20 protein-coding genes are annotated in these 21999 nt (G+C 42.6%); 12 read left to right on the top strand and 8 right to left on the bottom strand.

Features of this window, described 5'->3' with window-relative positions:
* Positions 1–57 precede the first annotated feature (57 nt).
* The 4 genes from hemY to hemC are packed head-to-tail and all read right to left on the bottom strand — an operon-like array spanning position 58 to position 4225.
* Positions 58–1257: a protoheme IX biogenesis protein HemY gene (gene hemY / locus ACIH2S_RS18290; RefSeq protein WP_108478786.1), complete on the bottom strand. Its 1200-nt coding sequence runs from the start codon at positions 1255–1257 to the stop codon at positions 58–60.
* A 2-nt stretch (positions 1258–1259) separates the two neighbouring features.
* Positions 1260–2525 (bottom strand): uroporphyrinogen-III C-methyltransferase, encoded by a 1266-nt coding sequence (gene hemX / locus ACIH2S_RS18285; RefSeq protein WP_108478787.1) that lies wholly within the window; start codon positions 2523–2525, stop codon positions 1260–1262.
* Positions 2526–2528: 3 nt separating this feature from the next.
* The gene (locus tag ACIH2S_RS18280; protein ID WP_036948843.1) at positions 2529–3284 is read right to left on the bottom strand and encodes a uroporphyrinogen-III synthase; all 756 of its coding nucleotides are present in this window, start codon (positions 3282–3284) and stop codon (positions 2529–2531) included.
* Positions 3281–4225 (bottom strand): hydroxymethylbilane synthase, encoded by a 945-nt coding sequence (gene hemC / locus ACIH2S_RS18275; RefSeq protein WP_108478788.1) that lies wholly within the window; start codon positions 4223–4225, stop codon positions 3281–3283. Before hemC ends, ACIH2S_RS18280 begins: the two co-directional genes overlap by 4 nt.
* Before the next feature lie 615 nt (positions 4226–4840).
* Between hemC and ACIH2S_RS18270 the strand changes: the two genes are divergently transcribed.
* Positions 4841–7432, top strand: a complete 2592-nt coding sequence (locus ACIH2S_RS18270) for a class I adenylate cyclase (RefSeq protein ID WP_036948846.1) — start codon at positions 4841–4843, stop codon at positions 7430–7432.
* A gap of 66 nt (positions 7433–7498) precedes the next feature.
* On the opposite strand, the gene cyaY is transcribed toward ACIH2S_RS18270, so the two are convergent.
* On the bottom strand, positions 7499–7816 hold the full coding sequence (gene cyaY, locus ACIH2S_RS18265) for an iron donor protein CyaY (protein WP_006658190.1): 318 nt from the start codon (positions 7814–7816) through the stop codon (positions 7499–7501).
* 217 nt (positions 7817–8033) lie between these two features.
* Here cyaY and lptM point away from each other — a divergent pair, with 217 nt between their 5' ends.
* The 9 genes from lptM to ACIH2S_RS18220 all read left to right on the top strand — a co-directional run bounded on the left by lptM (position 8034) and on the right by ACIH2S_RS18220 (position 16365).
* Positions 8034–8213 (top strand): LPS translocon maturation chaperone LptM, encoded by a 180-nt coding sequence (lptM, locus tag ACIH2S_RS18260; RefSeq protein ID WP_036948849.1) that lies wholly within the window; start codon positions 8034–8036, stop codon positions 8211–8213.
* 21 nt (positions 8214–8234) lie between these two features.
* Entirely contained in the window at positions 8235–9059 is an 825-nt protein-coding gene (dapF, locus tag ACIH2S_RS18255) for a diaminopimelate epimerase (RefSeq protein ID WP_430248592.1), read from the top strand.
* A gap of 27 nt (positions 9060–9086) precedes the next feature.
* The gene (locus tag ACIH2S_RS18250) at positions 9087–9791 is read left to right on the top strand and encodes a DUF484 family protein (RefSeq protein ID WP_430247831.1); all 705 of its coding nucleotides are present in this window, start codon (positions 9087–9089) and stop codon (positions 9789–9791) included.
* On the top strand, positions 9773–10702 hold the full coding sequence (xerC, locus tag ACIH2S_RS18245; protein WP_036948854.1) for a tyrosine recombinase XerC: 930 nt from the start codon (positions 9773–9775) through the stop codon (positions 10700–10702). Before ACIH2S_RS18250 ends, xerC begins: the two co-directional genes overlap by 19 nt.
* Positions 10702–11418 (top strand): 5-amino-6-(5-phospho-D-ribitylamino)uracil phosphatase YigB, encoded by a 717-nt coding sequence (gene yigB, locus ACIH2S_RS18240; protein WP_036948857.1) that lies wholly within the window; start codon positions 10702–10704, stop codon positions 11416–11418. The genes xerC and yigB overlap by 1 nt, the downstream gene beginning before the upstream one ends.
* Positions 11419–11636: 218 nt before the next feature.
* A complete protein-coding gene (gene uvrD / locus ACIH2S_RS18235) occupies positions 11637–13799 on the top strand; it encodes a DNA helicase II (protein ID WP_108478790.1) in 2163 nt (720 codons plus the stop codon).
* Between the two features lie 142 nt (positions 13800–13941).
* Positions 13942–14673, top strand: coding sequence for a hypothetical protein (locus tag ACIH2S_RS18230; RefSeq protein ID WP_349488214.1), 732 nt, complete (start codon positions 13942–13944; stop codon positions 14671–14673).
* 225 nt (positions 14674–14898) lie between these two features.
* Positions 14899–15483: a 2OG-Fe(II) oxygenase gene (locus ACIH2S_RS18225; RefSeq protein WP_108478792.1), complete on the top strand. Its 585-nt coding sequence runs from the start codon at positions 14899–14901 to the stop codon at positions 15481–15483.
* 192 nt (positions 15484–15675) lie between these two features.
* Positions 15676–16365 (top strand): hypothetical protein, encoded by a 690-nt coding sequence (locus ACIH2S_RS18220; protein ID WP_272535518.1) that lies wholly within the window; start codon positions 15676–15678, stop codon positions 16363–16365.
* Between the two features lie 44 nt (positions 16366–16409).
* Here the strand turns inward: ACIH2S_RS18220 and prfH are convergent, their stop codons facing one another.
* On the bottom strand, positions 16410–17021 hold the full coding sequence (gene prfH, locus ACIH2S_RS18215) for a peptide chain release factor H (protein WP_108478794.1): 612 nt from the start codon (positions 17019–17021) through the stop codon (positions 16410–16412).
* Entirely contained in the window at positions 17021–18154 is a 1134-nt protein-coding gene (locus ACIH2S_RS18210) for an RNA ligase RtcB family protein (protein WP_430247830.1), read from the bottom strand. The genes prfH and ACIH2S_RS18210 overlap by 1 nt, the downstream gene beginning before the upstream one ends.
* A gap of 686 nt (positions 18155–18840) precedes the next feature.
* Here ACIH2S_RS18210 and ACIH2S_RS18205 point away from each other — a divergent pair.
* On the top strand, positions 18841–19389 hold the full coding sequence (locus ACIH2S_RS18205; protein WP_036948874.1) for a hypothetical protein: 549 nt from the start codon (positions 18841–18843) through the stop codon (positions 19387–19389).
* 180 nt (positions 19390–19569) lie between these two features.
* Complete coding sequence (locus tag ACIH2S_RS18200; protein ID WP_108478797.1) at positions 19570–20088, top strand: hypothetical protein; 519 nt, start codon at positions 19570–19572, stop codon at positions 20086–20088.
* 111 nt (positions 20089–20199) lie between these two features.
* On the opposite strand, the gene ACIH2S_RS18195 is transcribed toward ACIH2S_RS18200, so the two are convergent.
* The gene (locus ACIH2S_RS18195) at positions 20200–21921 is read right to left on the bottom strand and encodes an amidohydrolase (RefSeq protein ID WP_349488213.1); all 1722 of its coding nucleotides are present in this window, start codon (positions 21919–21921) and stop codon (positions 20200–20202) included.
* Between the last annotated feature and the right edge of the window lie 78 nt (positions 21922–21999).

The raw sequence follows: 21999 nt of genomic DNA, 5'->3' as shown, positions 1-21999 counted from the left end.
AAAACGCCTCGGACTAGGAGGCGTTTTAGATCAAAGCTTAACGAATGAGTTAAAAATTTACGCTTTTGCTCGCTCTTGTTTGAGGGAGTGAGTGAGCGCCTCTTGGCGAATTTTCGCCGCTTCATTCGGTTTGTGTAGCTTGTCATAAGCATCGGCTAACCAAGCTGCATCATAAGCATCAAAACGCTGCGCTAATGCGGCTTTAAAGTAGGTTTCTGCTTTTTCCCATTGGGCATGTTGAAGCGCAAGGATCCCCAATGTGCTATTGAGTAATGGTGTCGCACCAGACTGTTTGACGAGGCTTAACAGAGTTTTTTCAAGCACTTCAGGTTGTTCGCTCTGTAATTTCGGGATCAACAACAATAGACGTTCGTCATATTGCTGCTTCAATCCATCAATAATCATCTTTTCTGCGCTACGCGTATCACCACATTCAATTAAATGTTCGGCTAAGAAAGCTTGTAATGGCACTTCATGGCGAACTTTACGCGGCTGAGCTTTCCACCAATTTTTCAAGCCATCGCTACCACCTTCAGCCATACATTGGTTCATGAGCCCTTTGTACGCTTTGAGTTTTAACGCTTCAAGCTCATCTTCATTATGTAACTGGACTTTTGCCATAATCGGCAGCAGCTCAATGAGTGCTTGGTATGCGCCGGTACCTAAGTAAGCTTGTTCAGCTAAACGTAAAATTTCTGGGTGGCGTGGTGCTTGGTCGAGCAGCTTGTCGATGCCATTACGGGCAGCATGAATTTCGCCTTCCGCCAATTGGATGCGAACACGGCTAATATCCACGGGAAGTTGATCTTTACCTGCGGCTTCAGCAGCCCTATCTAAATATTGATGGGTGCGATAACTATCCCCACGTTGCTGGGCGGCTTCAGCTGCCATCAAGTAGTTAATGACTGGCTGCTGAGAAAAATCAGCATGCTTACTCATTAGTTTCTCGACTTGCTCCAAATCACCTTCGGCTAATTTGAGTAAGGCTTTTTGCGTTTGAGTGTGCGCTTTATGGTATTTATGACCGCTGAGCCAGCCTTTTGTCCGTGAGGTGGTGCTCATAAAGCGGCGGTAGCACCATCCAAGGAATAACAGAACAAATTGCAGTAGGATAAAACACAGCACAAGGCTGGTGACGCTGGTCGTAATATCGTAGCTATCGGTACGAATAAATACATAGCCTTGGTGACCTGCTAATAGAGGACCCAAGATAATGCCCGCAATCAGGACGATAAAGAGAACAAAGACTTTAATCATGATCACCCCTTATGCTCAGGGGCGTTTGCCGCGTCCGTTACAGGAGCTTCGGCGGCAACGTCCGGTTTGTCGGTTTGTGTATCTGATGGAGCCGTCACCTCTTCAGCAGCTTTATCGGCTTCTTTTACTGCCTCAAGCGCGGCATCCTCGGAAACGCCAGTCGGCTCTGGATTTTGAGATAATAAATTGCGCACTCGCGTTTGCATCACTTTTTCCAGCTTGGCTTGGCTTTCTAAAGTTTCAGGCATATCGGCATCAATCGGTTGATTAATTAAATCATCGAGTTCCGTCAAAAAGGCTTTAGTGGCTGGTGCGTCCACATCAAAGTAAGCGCGTACCCACGTGGAAGCTTGCTCAAGGGACTGTTTATATGTCTCTTCTTGATAACGTGGTACAGCTTGAGCCGCAATGAGCAATTGGGAGCGAATATTTTCACGTAGATAAATATCTTGGTTTGGTGCTAGCAATGGAGCTTCGGAGCCATCACGAGCGCGTACGGTGATAAAATCGCTCGTGAAACTTTTCCAGCTGCGCGCGAGGTTATCTTTCCAGTCTGCAATATCGTCGCTGACATTGGTGCCAGTATCTTCCGGTGCGTCGCCATTATTTAAATCGGCGAGGCGTAAGTTATCGACATCATTACTGAGCTGATTCAAACGTAAAATAATGCCGTCATAGTCAATTTGGTTGATGGCAGCTAGCTTGTTCATATCATTGGCGATAGCTTTACGAATATCCAGCAAACTTGGGTCATTCATTTCCGCTAAACTGGTGTCTGCGCTTTTGAGCAGAACGGCAGCGGTAACTGGATCATGGTCATTCCATAATTTGCGACCCGCCATTTTCACCATAAAATCAGCTTGGGCAATCAACCAGTTTTTTACGTCCGAGCTGGAAAGTGCGGTGACGTGAGCTTGTAATTCTTGCATGCGACGATTGAGTTGATCTTCATAATCACGCGCATGGTTTTTCAGCTCTGTGTTGGTTGCGATGAGCGCATCCACACGTTGTCTATCGGCATTTTGTTGTTCAACTAATTCACTGACTTGCTGTTTCAGTTGGTTATTATCATGAACCAATTGCGCATTACTTTGCTGAGTAAAGTAGTACATCCCGCCGCCCATGACGACGATAATGGCGATAGCGATCGCACTGACTGCAAGACCAGGGCGTTTCTGTTTGGATGAAGGCGTCGGCTGACGAGTCTCTTTTTTCTCTGTCACAGCTTCATCATTAACAGTGTCGGTAATTTTGTCTTGTTCCGTCATAAATTAGCATCCCATATCGGTTGAAATTAATGCTTCAAGTAAAGCGTGATTATCTGCGCTAGTTGCCACACAGACCCGACGCCACCCACTTTGGCGGGCTTTTTCTGCGATTCGTTCGCTGACAACCAGTAGCCGGCGGGAATACCACCATTGTTGCATATCTTCAGCAATCAAATCGTTAAGTAGGGTCAACATTTCACCGCTTGTAACCACAATATCGGTGATATCCGTGTTAAACCAAGTTTGGTTAAACTCAGTTTTATCATAGTGTACAGGTCGCCTTGCGTAGCATTCGCAGTAATCAACATCTGCACCTCGAGCGCGTAATGTTGAGGCAAGGAGTTCACGACCGCCATTACCTCGAAGGAGTAAGGCACGTTTCCCCACTAAATTTTGCAGGTTAGGGTGGGTGAGTAACACCTCGCTGGTTTCTCCTGCTTCAGCCCAACGGATAGTTTGCCCAGTTAGTTGCTGAAAATAGTGACCTGTAGATTGTCCTATACCATAGTAGGATAACTTATCTGACCAGTCTCGTCCTGCTTGTTCCAATGCTAAATTTGCATACCAGACGGCATTTTTGGATAAAAGAAAGACAAGGTCGTTTTCCGATAATCCATCTAAGCGAGAAGACAAAGTATTGAGCTGTGAACCCGCTTCAATCGTAATTAAGGGAGCCGGGTAAGCCTGCCCCCCAGTAGCATTAATGGCTGTTATCAACGCGGAGCCTGATGGCTCTGGGCGAGTAACAAGGACCCTCATGCTGGTGCATTGCCTTTATAGACTTCCGCGAGAATTTCACGGGCGCCATTATCAAGTAACTCTTCTGCGAGAGAAATACCAGCTTGGATTGCGTCGGTAGGCGCGATTAAGCGTTCTCCACGAATGACTTGGCTGCCATCTGGGGCACCGACGAGCGCACGTAACCAGATTTTATTCCCTTGCCAAATAGCATAGCTCCCAATAGGCACTTGGCAACCACCTTCAAGGCGCATATTCATGGCGCGTTCAGCAAGGACACACACGGAGGTTTCATCGTGATTCAATGCTGCGAGTAAGTCACGGGTGCGTTGATCATCTAAGCGGCACTCAATACCTACGGCGCCTTGTCCAACGGCAGGTAAAGATTGCTCTGGTTCTAGTGCAGCTTTGATACGCTCATCAAGTTTTAAACGTTTTAGACCTGCCACCGCAAGGATAATGGCATCGTATTCGCCGTTGTCGAGCTTAGACAGGCGGGTGCCGACGTTGCCGCGTAGGTCACGGATAACTAAATCTGGACGTAATTCTCGTAACTGGCACTGACGGCGTAAGCTGGATGTACCGACGATGCTGCCCGCTGGGAGTGCATCAATATTGGCATAATGGTTAGAAACGAACGCATCTCGTGGGTCTTCTCGCTCACAAATGGTGACCAAGCCTAACCCTTCAGGGAACTCTACAGGTACGTCCTTCATTGAGTGAACGGCAATATCTGCGCGACCTTCAAGTAACGCCAGCTCTAATTCTTTGACGAATAAACCTTTTCCACCGACTTTCGCTAATGGGGTATCTAAAATAATGTCCCCTTTGGTAACCATTGGGACTAACTCTACTTGTAAGCCGGGATGTCGTTGCTCTAATTCTGCTTTTACGAAATAAGCTTGCCATAGCGCTAGAGGGCTTTTACGCGTTGCGATACGCACGATATTTGTTGATGTCATTTCACTGTTTTCTCAGGCGAATATCGCCGCAGATTAACCATACAATTGGCGTTAGTTTTAACATGTTAGCGGTAATTTTTCCAGTTGGTCGCAGAATGAGCGATATAAGAAGAATGAACGGATGAGATGTATCAAGTGAAGTTCGCTTTTTTACATCTTTTTTGTGAGTCTCTTGGAAAAAAATGACTTAAAAGAGGATCTAGATAACAAATTTCTTTAGCTATTCGTGCTTTTTTAGAATTGCAGTGGGTGATATTTTGAAGGAATTTTGTTGAAGCGTGTAAGCGCAGAGCCTGCCAGCACTGGGCTGAATTTAGAGTAAGGCCGCTTTTTTGTTATACAACCCATGATGGTGATATTATTCCATTGAAAAACAAGGGATATTTCTGCAATGCAAAAATAAAAAGTCTTTTTATACAATATGTTGAAAAATAATTTGTACTAAAAATAGACGGGAAAAATTATGTGATCTACTTTACCCTTTTACTCCAAGGTGTTAAATTGATCACGTTTCCGACAATCCCTTTGAAAAGTAATTTAAGTTTTTCTCTATCTGTTGGGTGCTGGGAAAATTCCCCAGGTTTGTCATTACATTCTTTCAGTCAGGCGTAACCTTTGTACCTCTATATTGAAACTTTAAAGCAAAGACTTGATGCGATAAACCAATTACGGTTGGAACGCGCGACGGCTTCTATGAGTGAAACCTTTTCGAAGGTTTACAGCTTGTTGCCGGTCTTGTTTCATTATCATCATCCAATGATGCCGGGTTATATTGAAGGCAACGTCCCTCATGGCGTCTGTTTCTTCTCGCCAGATGCAGAACAACTCAAATGGTTACAACCTTTCGAACGCTTCTTATCCACAAACAACCAAGCTAATGGTGAATTGCCAATTACAGGCATTTACTCGATGGGTAGTACCTCTTCTGTGGGGCAAAGTCACTGCTCTGATATTGATGTGTGGGTTTGTCATCCTTCTTGGTTAGATAACGAAGAAAAACGATCTTTACAGAAAAAATGTACGTTAATTGAACAGTGGGCAGCCTCGCTGGGCATTGATGTCACTGTCTTTTTAATCGATGAAAATCGTTTTCGCCATAATGCAAGCGGGCATCTTGGTGGTGAAGATTGTGGCTCCACACAACATATTTTATTGCTGGATGAATTTTATCGTACAGCGGTGCGTATGGCTGGGAAACGTCTGTTATGGACAATGGTGCCTGTTGAAGAGGAGCAACACTATGACGAATATGTCATGGGGCTGTACGCTCAAGGGGTACTAACACCAAACGAATGGCTGGATTTAGGCGGCCTCGGTGAATTGTCAGCCGCGGAATACTTTGGTGCCAGTTTGTGGCAGCTATATAAAAGTGTCGATTCTCCGTATAAAGCGGTGTTGAAAAGTATTTTACTGGAGTCCTACTCTTGGGATTATCCGCACGGTAAATTGTTAGCATTGGAGTTTAAACGCCATTTACATGCCGGTGAAATCGTCTGTTATGGATTGGATTCATATTGCCTCATGTTGGAGCGCGTAACTCGTTATCTGACTGAAATTAATGATTCCACGCGTTTGGATTTAATTCGTCGCTGCTTCTATCTAAAAGTCTGTGAAAAGCTTTCTGAAGATGAAGATGACCAATGTTCCGGTTGGCGTCGTGATGTACTGTCCCAGTTAGTGGAGTCGTGGGGATGGAGCGCCGAGCGTCTGGCTGTGTTAGATACGCGTAGCCAGTGGAAAATTGAGCGTGTGCGTGAAGCGCATAATGAGCTGCTCGATACGATGATGCAAAGTTACCGTAACTTAATTCGATTTGCCCGTCGTAATAATTTAAGTGTTAGTGCTAGCCCGCAAGATATTGGGGTATTAACCCGTAAGTTATATGCCGCGTTTGAAGCGCTACCTGGTAAAGTGACATTAGTAAATCCACAAATTTCACCGGATCTTAGCGAAGAGCACCTGACATTTATTTATGTGCCTGAAGGGCGTGCCAATCGTAGCGGCTGGTATCTGTATAACCAAGCGCCGCAAATCGACACGATTATCGGTCATCAACCTTTAGAATATAACCGCTATCTGAATAAGCTGGTGGCGTGGGCCTATTTTAATGGGTTACTGACTGAAAATACGCAAGTTCATATGCATCATGGCAAATCCCAATGCGATGAGCGTAAGTTATTGGAATTAATGCATGATGTATCGAGCCATTTCCCAATAAGATTGCCAGCTCCAACCCCTAAAGCACTGTATAGCCCGTGTGAAATCCGCCACTTAGCCATCATCGTTAACTTAGAAAAAGATCCGACACAGGTCTATTCTGAGCAGGTGGTACATGTGGATTTCAGAAAACTGGATATTTTCAGTTTTGGTGAATCTCAGCAATGTTTGATAAGCAGCATCGATCTTCTGTATCGCAATTCATGGAATGAAGTTCGTACCCTGCATTTCAGCGGCGAGCAGTGCATGTTAGAAGCGCTAAAAACCATCCTCGGTAAAATGCACCAAGACGCGGCTCCGCCTGAAGCAGTTGAAGTATTCTGTTATAGCGAACATTTACGTGGGCTTATTCGTACTCGTGTACAGCAGCTAGTGTCCGAATGCATTGAATTGCGCTTATCCAGCAATCGTCATGAACCTGGTCGCTTTAAGGCATTACGCATTGCAGGGCAAACATGGGGTCTGTTCTTTGAGCGTTTAAACGTCTCTGTACAAAAACTCGAAAATGCTGTTGAGTTTTACGGTGCAATCTCCCATAACAAGTTGCATGGTTGGCCGGTAAAATTACAAGCGAAAGGGGATAATCATCTTCCTGCAGTTGTGGATGGCTATGCCAGCGAAGGAATTGTGCAGTTTTTCTTTGAAAATACGCCAGATAATACAGGGTTTAATATCTACGTATTGGATGAAGCTAATCGCGTGGAAATATACTCTCATTGTGAGGGTTCCAAAGAAGAGCTAGTGCGCGATGTTAGCAAATTCTACTCTTCCTCCCATGACCGCTTTACCTACGGTGCAAACTTTATCAATTTCAATTTGCCACAGTTTTATCAAATTGTGGAAGAAGAAGGCAAAAAGCAAGTTATTGTCTTCTCTGACGCCTCTTGGTCATTTACTGAAGAAGAAGAGGATGATGAATATCCCTCAGCACCTCAGTTAAGCCAATCTGAGCAGCTAGAGCACTCTAAACAGCACGCTCAATATTATTGATTTTATTAAGATAAAAAATAGGCAGAGTAAATTATAGACTCCGCCTATGATTTTTTGTGTGCGTATTTAGAACGAGAATGGGAAGTGGCTTTGGAAGGTAATTGCATTGCCCAGCATGGACAAAAACTCTTGACCTGAACGGTCGCAAATCCATTTTCCATCTTTATAATCATAATGATAGCCACCTTGTTTGGTTGCTAACCAGATTTGGTGGAAGGCTTCTTGTTTGTTGATGATGATTTTGCTGCCATCTTCAAAGCTTAAGGTCATGACGCCGCCATTAATTTCACTATCAATATCCGCATCGCCATCGTAATTATCTAAATGCTCTTCAATCGAGCTGAGCAATTGCTCTGCTAACTGATGAAATTCGCTATCGTTCATGATGTATTTCCTGTTTATACTTTTATTTAGGCGAAATTATAGGGTTGAATGTGTTCAGGGGTCAAACGGCGCACATCTTACTTGTGAGATGCCATTTGAATTATTTAACGTATATAATATTAATATGTTTGATAAACAGGCGTGATTTGAAAAGCGACACCTGTTACTGTGTGAAATATCAGATTGCAAAATTTAGTCTTACAGGCGAAACATCATAATGAAAAAAAGTTTATTTGGACTTAGTGCACTTCTCGTTTTATTCACCCTTTCTGGCTGTGGCTTAAAAGGGCCGTTGTATTTTCCGCCTGAAGACAATGCAGCGGCGCCTGCTAAATCTGACGTGCAACCTAAAGCTCCAAGCAGCTCGAACCAAGAGCCTGCTGCGACCAAACAGTAAGCCTCTGTTATGGAACGTGAATTGCAGTTCTCAAAAATGCATGGCTTAGGCAATGATTTTATGGTGGTGGATGGCGTCACACAGAATGTCTATTTTTCACCTGAACTGATTTGTCGTTTAGCGGATAGGCATACTGGCGTCGGTTTTGATCAGCTTTTACTGGTCGAAGCCCCTTATGATCCTGATCTCGATTTCCATTACCGTATTTTTAACGCAGATGGCAGTGAAGTTGCACAATGTGGCAACGGAGCGCGCTGTTTTGCACGTTTTGTCCGTTTAAAAGGTCTGACAAACAAACAAAAAATTAAAGTGAGCACTCAGTCTGGGCGAATGACTCTCACAATTAATGAAAATGATGATGTTTGTGTGAATATGGGCGAGCCTGATTTTGAGCCGCAAAACGTCCCTTTTCGTGCCGTGAAAGCGGAAAAAACCTATATTATTCGAGCACAAGAACGTACAGTGTTTGCGGGTGTTGTCTCGATGGGAAATCCACACTGTGTGGTGCAAGTGGACAGTGTCCAAACTGCAGAGGTAGAAGTGTTGGGTCCTGCATTGGAAAGCCACGAACGCTTCCCTGAACGTGCCAACATCGGTTTTATGGAGATTGTCAGCGCAGACTATATTCGCCTACGTGTTTATGAACGTGGTGCGGGGGAAACCCAAGCATGCGGTAGCGGTGCATGCGCCGCAGTTGCCGTGGGTATAGGACAGGGATTATTAGCTAGCCGTGTTCGTGTCGATTTGCCGGGCGGTTCCCTCGATATTAGTTGGGAAGGTCCCGGATCACCGCTGTATATGACAGGTCCTGCGACCCATGTTTATGATGGAGTGATCCAAATTTAATCTTGATTGAGTGGAAAGAGGGGAATAATGGATAAGCCTGAACAAGTGCCGGAGATTGCTCAGTTAATTGATGAGCAAGATGTGGTGCAATATTTAAAACAGAACCCTTATTTCTTTATTCGCAATGCGTCTCTTGCTGAACATATCAAGGTTCCTCATGCCGTTCAGGAGGCTATCTCGCTTCCTGAATTGGTGATGAGCCGTCAACGTCAAAAAATCAAAAATCTCGAGCAGGATATCCGCTTTATGGTGGAACAAGCCCACGAAAATGGACTACTGTTCGATGAGCTTCTTTATCTCGTCATTGAAATGTCTTCCGCAAATAGTTTGCGGGAGATGCTGTTTGTGTTGAATCGCTGGGCTAAAAAACTCGGGTTATCAGGGGCTTCTGTACGCCTATTTAGTGATAGCTGGCGATTATCTGCGCCATTGGATGCCTACGAATTGGTGCTCCCACGCCGCGTTTTTGAACCCGTACGTATTCAGCGTTTTGGGGATAACCTCAATTATCTTGGGCGGCTAAATGGCCCTGAGTTGCAGCTTTTACTTCCTGATGCTCAAAATGTAGGTTCAGTAGCGATTTCGTTGTTTGGGCATCATGGGGAATCCGGCATGGTGATATTTACCAGTCGTGACCGTGAGCACTATCAACAGGGTATGGGTACAGTAATGCTGGAAAAAGTGGCTCAAATTCTACCGAGGTTATTATGTCAATGGATAGAGCGTCTGTAGACATTCAGCCCGAAGGGCTGATGATTCAAGTGGAAGCCTTTTTGCGTTACCTCCGTGTTGAACGCCGATTGAGTCCAGTCACGATAACGAATTATCGTCGCCAATTAGGTGCAGTTTGCCAAATTTTAGGTGAACTGAAAGTGAGCCAATGGCAGCAGTTGGATATGACGATAGGGCGCAATATTGCCGCGAAGAGCCGTCGAACAGGCTTGCAAGCAGCGAGCATGGCATTAAGGCTTTCCGCACTACGTAGTTTTTGTGATTGGATGGTGCAGCAAGGCGAGCTACCGGCAAACCCAGTTAAAACTATTCATGCCCCTAAAGCGAAAAAACGTCTACCGAAAAATATGGATGTGGACGAAGTTTCTCAACTGTTGAATATGGACAGTGGCGACCCGCTCGTGGTGCGAGACAGAACCATGCTGGAAGTGATGTATGGCGCGGGATTGCGTCTCTCTGAGCTGGTTGGTTTGGATGTGAAGCACCTTGACCTCAATTTAGGTGAGGTTTGGGTGATGGGGAAAGGCAGCAAGGAACGCAAAATTCCTCTAGGGAAAACGGCAGTGAGTTGGCTAAAACGCTGGCTTGAAATGCGTGAATTGTACGAGCCTGTCGATGGTGCGGTATTTATTTCCACGAAAAGTGGTAAGCGTATCTCGAATCGCAATGTGCAAAAGCGGTTTGAGCAGTGGGGTATTAAACAAGCGGTAAATAGCCATATAAATCCCCATAAATTACGTCACTCTTTTGCAACTCATATTCTCGAATCAAGTGGTAATTTACGTGGGGTACAAGAGTTATTAGGTCATGCTAATCTCTCTACCACCCAAATCTATACCCATCTTGATTTCCAACATCTCGCTAATGTTTATGATGTGGCACATCCGCGAGCGAAGAGGGAGAAATCTTAATGCATTTTTACCGTCCGTTATCACCCATCAAAGCGATGACATTTGATTTGGATGATACGTTGTACGACAACCATCCCGTGATTGATAAAACGGAGGAAGAAGTTTTACGGTTTATTCGTGAATATGACCCGCGTTTTCATCATTTTACGAACGATGACATTTATGCTTTTCGCTATCTTGTGGAAGAACAAGAGCCAGATATTCGCCATGATATTACCCGCTGGCGCTGGCTATCGTCGAAAATGATGCTGTGCCACTATGGTTATAATAAAGAGGATGCCCTCAAAGGTGCGGACGATATTATGGCGCACTTCACCTACTGGCGTAATCAAATTCATGTCCCGCAATCCACTCATGAAACGCTAGCAAAATTAGCCGAAAAATTACCGCTGGTGGCGATTACGAATGGTAACGCCGAGCCGCAAGCGTGTGGGCTAGGGCAATATTTTCAGTTTGTATTAAAAGCGGGGCCGGATGGGCGCTCTAAGCCATGCTGCGATATGTATCACCTTGCCTCTACGCGTTTGAATATCGAGCCAGGCGCTATTTTACATGTTGGAGATAATCTGCTGACCGACGTAGAAGGGGCGATTAATAGCGGTATGCAAGCCTGCTGGTTCAACGTGGATCATATGACGTTAATGGATGAGAAAGAGGGGCGTATATTGCCTCATGTGGAAATTTGTCGGTTGGATTCTCTCCTGTCATTGGTATAATCCTTTCTCTGTATAAAAACACAGTGGTGGTAGCCACTGTTAAACCATTTCCAAACCAATCAGGTTTGAAATGGTTGTTTAGGTTTATGAAAATAAACGAGGAAAATCAATTTATTGATTTTCGCCTGATAACACAAAGAGGGAAAAACCACGCTTTTCTCCCTCTTTGTCAGTAACCTCACAGTGGTGGTAGCCACTGTCTTGCTTTGATGGTAACTATGGACGTCTCATATCTGCTCGAAGGTCTTAATGACAAACAGCGCGAAGCGGTTGCAGCCCCGCGCACTAATTTACTGGTACTTGCAGGTGCAGGTAGCGGTAAAACCCGTGTGTTGGTTCATCGCATTGCATGGCTTATGTCGGTGGAGAATGCCTCCCCATTTTCGATTATGGCCGTGACGTTTACCAACAAAGCTGCCGCAGAAATGCGTCATCGTATCAATCAGTTGGTGGGGACTAGTGAAGGCGGCATGTGGATCGGTACTTTCCACGGTCTCGCACACCGTTTACTTCGCCAGCATTACTTGGATGCGAATCTGCCGCAAGATTTCCAAATTCTAGACAGTGATGACCAGTACCGTTTGATTCGTCGTCTGCTTAAAGCCATGAATCTTGATGAGAAGCAGTGGCCGCCTCGTCAGGGAATGTGGTACATCAACGGTAAAAAAGATGAAGGGCTGCGTCCCCAGCATGTTGAAAGCTATGGTAATCCAGTCGAAGCGACATGGCTGAAAGTGTATCAAGCCTATCAAGAAGCTTGTGACCGTGCAGGGCTGGTGGATTTTGCCGAATTACTGCTACGTGCACATGAGTTATGGCTGAATAAGCCCCATGTTTTACAGCATTATCGCGAGCGCTTTACCAATATTTTGGTGGATGAGTTCCAAGATACCAACAGCATTCAATATGCGTGGATCCGTGTGTTAGCGGGTGAGACTGGCAAAGTGATGATTGTCGGCGATGATGACCAGTCAATCTATGGCTGGCGTGGCGCTCAAGTTGAAAATATTCAGCGTTTCTTGAATGATTTTCCCGGTGCAGAAACTATCCGACTCGAGCAAAACTACCGTTCGACCAATAATATTTTGAAAGCGGCAAATACGCTTATCGCCAATAACAGCGACCGTCTCGGTAAGAATTTATGGACGGAGGGCGGTGATGGTGAGCCGATTTCCCTTTATTGCGCCTTTAATGAGCTTGATGAAGCTCGCTATGTGGTTGGGCGCATTAAACAGTGGCATGAAAACGGGGGAGCGCTACAAGATTGTGCCATTCTTTACCGTAGTAACGCACAATCCCGTGTGATGGAAGAAGCGTTAATTCAAGGGGCGATGGCATACCGTATTTATGGCGGTCAGCGCTTCTTTGAACGCCAAGAGATCAAAGACGCATTATCCTACCTTCGATTAATTGCTAACCGTAACGACGATGCCTCTTTTGAGCGTGTGGTCAACACTCCAACACGAGGCATTGGTGAGCGAACGCTGGATACCGTTCGCCAAACTGCTCGGGATCAGCAACTGACATTATGGGAAAGTTGTGAGTACTTACTTCGCGAGCAAGTCCTGGGAGGAAGAGCGGCAAGCTCCATCGAGCGTTTCTTAGAGTTAATCGACGCATTAGCGAAAGAAACCCAAGAGATGCCACTGCATGTGCAAGCTGACCGCGTGATTAATGACTCTGGTTTGCGTGCGATGTATGAGCAGGAAAAAGGTGAAAAAGCCCAAGCGCGAATTGAAAACTTGGAAGAGTTAGTTAACGCAACCCGCGATTTTAGCTATCAAGATGAAGACCAAGATTTGATGCCATTGCAGGCATTTTTATCTCATGCGGCATTGGAGTCTGGGGACGGTCAAGCGGATGCCAGCCAAGATGCGGTGCAATTGATGACGCTACACTCAGCGAAAGGGCTGGAATTCCCTGTCGTGTTTATGGTTGGCGTGGAAGAAGGCATGTTCCCAAGCCAAATGTCGATGGATGAAAGTGGGCGCTTAGAAGAGGAGCGCCGTCTTGCCTATGTGGGTATCACCCGTGCTATGGTGAAATTGACAATCACTTATGCCGAGAGTCGCCGCCTATATGGCAAGGAAGTTTACCATCGCCCATCCCGCTTTATTGGTGAGCTACCGACGGAGTGTGTGGAAGAAGTTCGATTAAGAGCCACGGTTTCACGGCCAGTCAGCCATCAACGTCTTGGCACTCCGATTAGCCAAAATGATTCTGGCTATGCGTTAGGGCAGAGAGTGATGCACCCTAAATTCGGCGAAGGCACCATTATTAATCTCGAAGGTAGTGGTGAACATTGCCGCTTGCAAATTGCTTTTCAAGGGCAAGGGATTAAATGGCTAGTGGCGTCTTACGCGCGGTTAGAGAATTTATAGTCAATTATAGAGAATGGAAATATTATTAGATTTAAGCTTCTATTCTCTTTATCTATATAAATAATAAATTATTAATTAGTTTCAGTTCTATTTATCATCATAATCTCTGAGTTATTTGATTTGTTAAATTAAGGATGATTGTATGGTTTATAAAACTGTTTATGTTGATTTTGATATTAATGATAAAAAGTATAAGGAAATAGAGAGGAAAATTGGTTATGTAGAAAGGCAAATAGATAGATTAAAAAAAGATGCATCTGATTTTTATGAGATAGTCGAGAGGGAAGGTGGAGCGGAACGTTTATCTCAATATAATGAATTAATGGTGACTATTCATCGTTATGAAATGTTCTTAGTTCAAATGAAAGAATATCATAATGATGATAAAAAATATATTTCTGAAAATTTAGTATTGGAGTTTAATAGTAAAGAAGAATTTAATCAGCGATTTAAAAGATTAGAAAAAGAGAATAATAAGATTCAGATTGAAATGCTAGAGAGTAATTCTATTAAATTTAAAAATAAATATTTACCCTCTGAAATTGGATTTAATATAAAGAAACAGTCATTTAATGATGAAAAGGCGTTAACTATTAGGATTGACAACCATATACGACAAACTAATTATGCTATTCAGGAGGTAAGAAGCCTTTCTTTTGCTAGGATGTACGATTACAACAATGCACTTGGAAATGAAAATTATTCTATGCATGACGGGAAAGTATATATTTTATCTTCTCGTGAAAGCCGTATAAGAGATCAAATGTCAGCGTTTTCAAGTAATGAAATGAGCGTTATGGGTGAATATCAGCAAGGTATGCCACAAACCCCAGTGAACCACATAGTAAAGGGTATTGACAATATAGGAATGTAAGCTTAGCCATCGAGATTATTTGGTGCTTAATGGCAGTTAAGCACCATTTTTGTTATAGCGCGGTAATTTTGGGGGAATGGAAATAGAGTTTTATTTGAAAAATAAGGATATTTTTAGTTTTTTCTTTGATTCATCGATTGAATCATTAAGATTTACGTTTTTTATTTTAATTTTTTCCGATAATCAAGTATAAAATCTCACCTAATAACCACTCTTAGATTCATCATGTCTATCAATCAACTTATTGATTCACTTTCCACACAAGGTTGGTATGTGTGGAACGATTTTCTGAATCTGTCAGAAATTCAGGCTATTAAAAGTTGTATCCCCGATACGCTACAAGACGCGCGTATTGGCTATCAAAATACATTACAAGACAACAAAAACATCCGTGGCGACCAAACGGTGTGGCTTGAACCTGAAATGGGGGCGCCAGTCGTACATTATCTAGATAAAATGGAAAACTTGCGTCAGGAACTTAACTGTCAGTTATTTCTTGGATTGCGGGATTTTGAAACCCATTTCTGTCGTTATCCTAATGGTGGATTCTATAAAAAGCATGTGGATAACTTCCGTGGGCAAGGACGCCGTAAAATCACCACTGTGCTATATATGAATGAATCATGGCAGCAGGGTGATGGTGGTGAAATTGTGATGTATGACATGCAAGATAACGAGCTATTTACCTTGGAGCCGCTAGCGGGCCGAATGGTATTTTTTATGTCTGAAGATTTTCCCCATGAAGTTCTACCTACCCAAAAAAAGCGTGAAAGTATTGCCGGTTGGTTCCTGACCGAAAAAATACTGTAACCCTTTCTCGTCTATGCCGCCTCTGCAAAGGGGCGGGCTGTAAACTAATCACCTTAATAATAAAACTAAAAGTTGTATATAAACTATGAGTTTGTTTTTTTTAATTATTCCCTTTATTTTAAATTTATTATCTTGAGCGGCATAAAGATAATAAATATTTGTTAATTTAAATATAAATAAAGGATGAATTATATGATTAAGTTAAAAAATGAATTTGCCAAATTTAAATTAGACTTCGAAGAATACAAACAATCTTTTAAAAAATACGAAGAAAACCATAAAAAGTATCTGAGTGAATTGGAAAGGCTGACTGATAGATATGGTGAAATTTTGACGAGAGATAGAAAACCTACAAATAGATATATTTCACAAGCGCAAAGAGATATTCGCATTAACCAAAAAAGATATTCTAGCTATGAGGCTGCAATAATAAAAATTGATAACTATATGGATAGTTTAGAATACGGTGATAATTTAGATGATGCCGTGAATTTTATTAATAAATTGCAATCCATTATAGATTCACTTCCTCAGAAACCGGCTGCTTTTCCTAAGATGGATTTATCGTCAACCCCACTTATTCAGCACGCAGTATTGTCGCTTTATAATAATAACTTAGGAATGGACAAGAAATTTTATAATTTAAATGGTCAATATCTTCAACTCAGTGAGGTTGCAAATGAGACATTAACAAGAATGAATGAGCCGCAAATTTCGATCTGTTTTGGTGGCGATGAAATTGAATCGGTGATGATTGAGCAAATGGCTATATTAAGTTCAAAAGACGGTAGCCCAGTTAATAACAATCTGTTGAATGCATTTGAGCCAAGCACCATTTATGGTGGCTGTGAAATTTATCTTGGTACTCAATATTGCTACTAGGAAGTAAATTGGGAAGCCACCGACTTACGGTGGCTCCCCATAACTTAATTAACTCGTTTAAACTCTTTTCCAGCAAACATTAATGACGCATTGCCCCGCTCAATTTGATAATGAGAAAGATGGCGCTGCTTATCTAAGGAATTCAGTTGCTGAGATTGAAACTCACTGAGCTTCCAATGGATTAGCTCTTTCGCCAGTTTCTTATTTGCATGCTGGCTGCGCTCCGATTGGACTTTCACACTGATCCCCGTTGCGACATGCTTGGCTCGTACCGCGGAACAGGTTTTATTCACATGCTGACCTCCGGCACCTTGAGATTTTGTGAATTCATATTCGATTTCACTCTCCTCTAGGGGCTGAATAGGCGCAAATGTGATTATGCTAATAAACCAGTTTTTGCGTTTATGGCGTGGTCGCAGAGGGCTTTGGCATTGCCATTGAACGGTTCCACTCCACGCGTTGACCAGCTGTTCGCTCTGTTTCCCCTCTAAGGAGACTAACACTGACTTTAGTCCCTGCTTGGATGGAAAAGACTCCAACACATCAACTTGAACATCTAACAAAGCGGCTTCTTTTAAAAAACAAGAAAACGCTTTTTCCACGGCGATACAGCACTCATCGGGTCCTTGAGCTGAGGAAAACTGTAATAATGTCATTAACAATCTCCGCTCGTTTTATAGGTGATCACGGGCGCTAAGCGGGCAATAACCTGAATAATGCCGACCTCAACCATGCTTTCGATAACGGTATCAATGGATTTATAGGACTGCGGTGCTTCTTCATAAATCAATTGTTTGTTTGCACAAATAACTCGGCTGCCTAAAGTGGTTCGGGATAGCTGTAATGGCGTATATTTATGTGATAAACGACCTTTGCATTCCGTTCTCATCCACTTGCGTCCAGCGCCATGAGCGAGGGAATTTAAGCTCAAATCACTGGCAACTGGCGCCACTAAATAGCTGTAGTCACCGCGAGAGCCAGGGATCACCACGAAACCTCTATCGGATGGGGTCGCACCTTTGCGATGTAGCCAACCGTCAATGCCATCAATACGGCTTGGCTCAACAAGATTATGATTGAGGTCGAAACGCTGCTCCCCCAAAGCTTTAACTTGCTGCATCATGCGCAGCCCAATCAATTGGCGGTTGATCTGTGCAAACTGTAGCGCGTCTTGGTGTGCTTTGAGGTAAGTCTTGGCATCATCGGATTGTTCATCCAGCCCATTATGGCTATGTTGCTCAACATGCTGGCGTAGAATAGATTGCCCTAAACCACGCGATCCACTGTGCACGAGTAATAACAATTTTTGTTTATCAAGACCGCTTTGCTCAAACAATTCTTGGTTTATGATTTTATCGACGGATTGAAACTCCGCGAAATGGTTACCGCCACCAATAGAACTGAGCGAAGTCATAAAATCATGGGATTTCATCGACTCAGGAACGTGTTCATTTAGCCACTCTAATGGCGCATGATCCGTCATTTCAGACAGCTGTTTTTCCAGCTTATCCAAGTTAACTTTGGCGCGCTTAATATCAGTTTGAAACAGGCTCATGCCACAGCCAATATCATTGCCAACCAACGCCGGATAGAAGCGTTTAGCTGAGAAATATGCTGCACCAATTGGGTAGCCACGTCCTGGGTGTAAGTCAGGCATGCCGACCACAGAAACCATGTCGGGTAAATTAGCGGTTGTTTGTAATTGCTGGATTGCTTTACTTTCAATCCATGTAGATTCTGTCGCGATATAACTAACGTGTTCACCGACAGAATGAAGGGTATTGCCCATAAGCTATTAACTCATTTTTAATGTGAAAAATAAGGTGATTAGCAGGCAAGTTTTGAGAAGATAGCTGAACTAACGTTTAAAACGATTTATAACGCCTAAGGTTATTTTTAACGTTTAAGACTATTTCTGTGGTTGCCCGCAAAGAGTTTGATTAGTTGTTGTCATGATGAACCTCCTTGCAGTGAATTGATTGAATGAATGAAAACGCGGCGGATATTAACGGGAACTTTTTTCTTTTGCAAGAGGAGAAAGAAAAAAAGTGTAAAATTAATCTTTATCCTAAAATTAATTCCTTTATAAATAAATGTTTCATTCTTTAACTTTATGGCTTTAATTTTTTATATGAATATTTTCGTTGATTTCTTTTCAGGTTTTGAATTAGCTCCTAAAATAAGTTTAAATTCACATTGTCTATTGATAATTTGAAAATTAATCAATAGTATCGATTAAGTAGGGTTGCAATGCTTAATTTTTTATATTTCTCAATAGCTATTGATGTATTAATAATGATTTATTTTCAAACTGTGAATGATTGTTGTTAATTTAATTGATCTATATTATTAATCTTAATGATAATAGCTAAATGGATATTTTATCTAGTTTGTACTCTCTAATCAGATGGTTTTTTAATAAAAGAATTATTTCTTATGAAAGGAATAATTCTTTCAGCATGGATGAAGTTATAAATGAATGAACTTGAAAGTAACAATAAATTCCTTGAATTGCTAAGGAAGGAAAAATATGAACTGGAACATGAGGTTAATGTACTGAGATATAATGACTATAAATTAGAAGAACGCTTGGATTCTGAGTTTCTTAATAAGAATAGGGATGGTTTTTCTAGTGATTTAGAATATTATGAATTTAGAATTGAGCAAAGTAAGGTTTTTGATGAGTATTATGAAAATAATGCCAGGATAAAAGAAAAAGAAGCTAAAATAAAGGAGAGCAGTGAATTAATTCGTGAAGCTGAGCATAATGATAGGTTGATAAGGAAAGCTAAGCAACCAATTATAGAGCACGATGAAGGCAAATTTATTTCGGATAGCAAATTGAATTTTGGTAAAATCTCATCTCATCAATACAATATTGACACAACAGCAAATCGTATAGTTGAAAACAGTGCTAGCATGAAGATGGAAGTCAGCGTTTCAGATCATGTTAAAAGTGCAGATACCATAAACTCTTATTATCAAGTCATATTCGGTGTCCCTGTTTATACAACAGGCTTTTAGCATTAAATGATTATTTTAGATCAGGAGGTTATTGGTTTTAACTTACTGGTTTAATTGATTGACAAAACTCCATTATTGGTTAACGGCTAAATAGATGTTTTGTTATCTGGTTTTTGCTTTTTAATAAAAGCATGACTTCTTATAAAGAACGTCATGCTTTCAATATGGATAAAATTATAAATGAAAGCACGTAAGAAGAAGTATGAAGATCTGGATTCGATAATAAAAGAAAGAAATGAATTGAAAGATAGATATGATTCATTGAAATTCAATCATAATAAATTAAGGAATTATTTAATTTCTGAGCCTCCTGATAAGAATGTAAATTGTTTAGATACTTATACGGATTATTATAAATATGCCGGTGAGGGAGATGAACTTATTAATGAATATGATGAAAAATGTAACGAGATTAATGAAATAAAAGCTAAATTAATTGAGGCCGATAAATTAATTTATAAGTATAGAAATTACAATATACTTCCGCTAACCAATCAAGCACTCTACGACAAATGGGAGTCCGAGTATGTAAAGTTGGACGACCAACATAATTTCGACACATCAATAAGTTGTATTGCTGAGGGTGTTGCTCGCATGAATAAGGAAGTCAGCATTTCAGATCATGTTAAAAGTGCAGAGATCACTAGCTTCTATCATGAAGCCCTATTTGGTGTTCCTGTTTATATAACAGGCTTTTAGCATTAAATTATTATTTTAGACTAAAAAGTTATTGGTTTTAACTTACTGGCTTAATTGATTGAGATGAAGGCATATTTTTATGCCTTCATCAGATTAATGATAATTAAATACTTAAGACGCGATATGAACTGTTTTTCCGCCTACAATAGTGCGCAGTACTTTCACATTTTCAATATCATCTGCTGGGATGGTAAATACATTGCGATCCAGCACAATCATATCCGCGAATTTACCTGCCTCAAGTGATCCTAAAACATCTTCACGATGTTGAGCATAAGCAGAATCAATCGTTGCCGAACGCAAAACTTCGATCACGGTCATATCACGGTCGTTATCCAGCCTTGGGGCTGGCTGACCATTAATATCACGACCACGGCGGGTCGCGGCTACTTTTAAGTCATACCATTCGTCAAAATCATCGATTGGCCAGTCACTACCAAAGGCAACCACCGCACCTGCATCAATAAACTTAGCGATCGGCTCTAGCTGCTGGAAGCGGGTTTCACCCAGCATGTTTTTCTCGAATGCAGCCAGCTCTGGTGTTGGCGCAGCCCATTGGAATGATAAGCATGCAATGGTTTTCAGGCGTGCAAAACGGGCATAATCTTTGGCATCAACCAGCTCATTATGGGCAAGGCCTGGGCGGATATCTTTCTCTGGGTGAGCTGCTCGCATTTTTTCAATGGCATCCAGCACGATAGATACGGCACCTTCACCGACGGTATGTAAGTGAGGATCGTAACCCGCTGCGGCGATTTTTTCGAGTAGCTCATCCAGAATTTCAGCCGTGAAATAGAGGTCGCCGTAGTTATCGGTTTCTACCCAATTCGGGGCGGAATCAGTTCCTTTGTTCACGCGGTATGGCTGTAATAATGAGGCGGTCATGGTTGGGTATTGCAGCACGCCATCCACAAACATTTTGATATTACGCAGACCGATACCTGGTGTCGGTGTCCACTCTGCTTGGTGCCATTTTTTGGCGAACGCCACGGCTTTATCGACAGCAGCCGCAACGGCAGCCACATTCGGGGTATCATCAGGTGTGATTTCGCGCGCAGCTTGGAAGCGCAAAGTGAGTTCACCACGTTGTTGAAGTTGGTGGAACGCGCTTAATTGCTGCTCAGAAACACGGGCATCCATCACCATGGTAACGCCTTGCTGATTCAATACTTTTTGGACTAACTCAGCCACTTCAACCGCTTGCTCATCACGAATAGACGGGATGCTATCCGCAGCACGCATGGCAGGCGCATCTTCTAAAATTCCGTTAAGTTCGCCATTCTCGTATTTACCGATTTTGCCATCAGGTGGCTCAGGAGTCTCTTTGGTGATCCCGAATAATTCGAGGGCGCGACTATTGGCTAAGAGGGTATGGCAGTCATTAGAGAACAATACCACTGGGCGCTTAGTATTGAGCTTGTCCATGTCTTCACGGTACATATCAATACCTGCTGGTAACATGCCTTGGCGTAACCATGCCGTGACTTTTAGCCAGTCATTTTCGCCGGTGCGAGGATCTTTATCTAGGTGATCTTGCACGCGCTGTAAAATTTGGTCGATAGTCAGGGATTCGTAATTAAGATGGCAGCCGAACAGCTGAATGCCGCCCCAAAATGGGTGCATATGTCCATCAATGATCCCTGGCATCATCATCTTGCCTTCAAGGTCGATGCTCTCAGTTTCTGGACCAACATATTGATGTAATTCATCCGAAGTCCCTGTTGCAAGAATATAACCTTCTTTCAAGGCGATAGCGTCGACAACACTATCTTGACTGTCTGCGGTATAGATATAACCGTTGAAATAAATAACATCAGCAATTTTATTATTCATCGTAAACCGTCTGTATCAGGGGCTCCTACGGAGCCAGAACCAAAAAAACAATGGGGAAGATAAGCTTCCCCATAATCA

Origin of the sequence: Providencia lanzhouensis (assembly GCF_050469745.1) — a bacterium.
GTDB classification, from domain to species: Bacteria; Pseudomonadota; Gammaproteobacteria; order Enterobacterales; family Enterobacteriaceae; genus Providencia; species Providencia lanzhouensis.
This window is presented reverse-complemented; position numbering and strand designations above follow the sequence as displayed.

What these genes read in the sequence shown, in the direction of transcription:
- xerC (WP_036948854.1), top strand. Translation starts at nt 9,773, where the DNA reads ATGGATAGAGCGTCTGTAGACATTCAGCCCGAAGGGCTGATGATTCAA.
- hemX (WP_108478787.1), bottom strand. Translation starts at nt 2,525, where the DNA reads ATGACGGAACAAGACAAAATTACCGACACTGTTAATGATGAAGCTGTG.
- ACIH2S_RS18230 (WP_349488214.1), top strand. Translation starts at nt 13,942, where the DNA reads ATGGTTTATAAAACTGTTTATGTTGATTTTGATATTAATGATAAAAAG.
- ACIH2S_RS18205 (WP_036948874.1), top strand. Translation starts at nt 18,841, where the DNA reads ATGAATGAACTTGAAAGTAACAATAAATTCCTTGAATTGCTAAGGAAG.
- ACIH2S_RS18195 (WP_349488213.1), bottom strand. Translation starts at nt 21,921, where the DNA reads ATGAATAATAAAATTGCTGATGTTATTTATTTCAACGGTTATATCTAT.
- ACIH2S_RS18225 (WP_108478792.1), top strand. Translation starts at nt 14,899, where the DNA reads ATGTCTATCAATCAACTTATTGATTCACTTTCCACACAAGGTTGGTAT.
- hemY (WP_108478786.1), bottom strand. Translation starts at nt 1,257, where the DNA reads ATGATTAAAGTCTTTGTTCTCTTTATCGTCCTGATTGCGGGCATTATC.
- uvrD (WP_108478790.1), top strand. Translation starts at nt 11,637, where the DNA reads ATGGACGTCTCATATCTGCTCGAAGGTCTTAATGACAAACAGCGCGAA.
- ACIH2S_RS18250 (WP_430247831.1), top strand. Translation starts at nt 9,087, where the DNA reads ATGGATAAGCCTGAACAAGTGCCGGAGATTGCTCAGTTAATTGATGAG.
- ACIH2S_RS18220 (WP_272535518.1), top strand. Translation starts at nt 15,676, where the DNA reads ATGATTAAGTTAAAAAATGAATTTGCCAAATTTAAATTAGACTTCGAA.
- ACIH2S_RS18210 (WP_430247830.1), bottom strand. Translation starts at nt 18,154, where the DNA reads ATGGGCAATACCCTTCATTCTGTCGGTGAACACGTTAGTTATATCGCG.
- ACIH2S_RS18280 (WP_036948843.1), bottom strand. Translation starts at nt 3,284, where the DNA reads ATGAGGGTCCTTGTTACTCGCCCAGAGCCATCAGGCTCCGCGTTGATA.
- hemC (WP_108478788.1), bottom strand. Translation starts at nt 4,225, where the DNA reads ATGACATCAACAAATATCGTGCGTATCGCAACGCGTAAAAGCCCTCTA.
- prfH (WP_108478794.1), bottom strand. Translation starts at nt 17,021, where the DNA reads ATGACATTATTACAGTTTTCCTCAGCTCAAGGACCCGATGAGTGCTGT.
- yigB (WP_036948857.1), top strand. Translation starts at nt 10,702, where the DNA reads ATGCATTTTTACCGTCCGTTATCACCCATCAAAGCGATGACATTTGAT.
- lptM (WP_036948849.1), top strand. Translation starts at nt 8,034, where the DNA reads ATGAAAAAAAGTTTATTTGGACTTAGTGCACTTCTCGTTTTATTCACC.
- ACIH2S_RS18200 (WP_108478797.1), top strand. Translation starts at nt 19,570, where the DNA reads ATGAAAGCACGTAAGAAGAAGTATGAAGATCTGGATTCGATAATAAAA.
- cyaY (WP_006658190.1), bottom strand. Translation starts at nt 7,816, where the DNA reads ATGAACGATAGCGAATTTCATCAGTTAGCAGAGCAATTGCTCAGCTCG.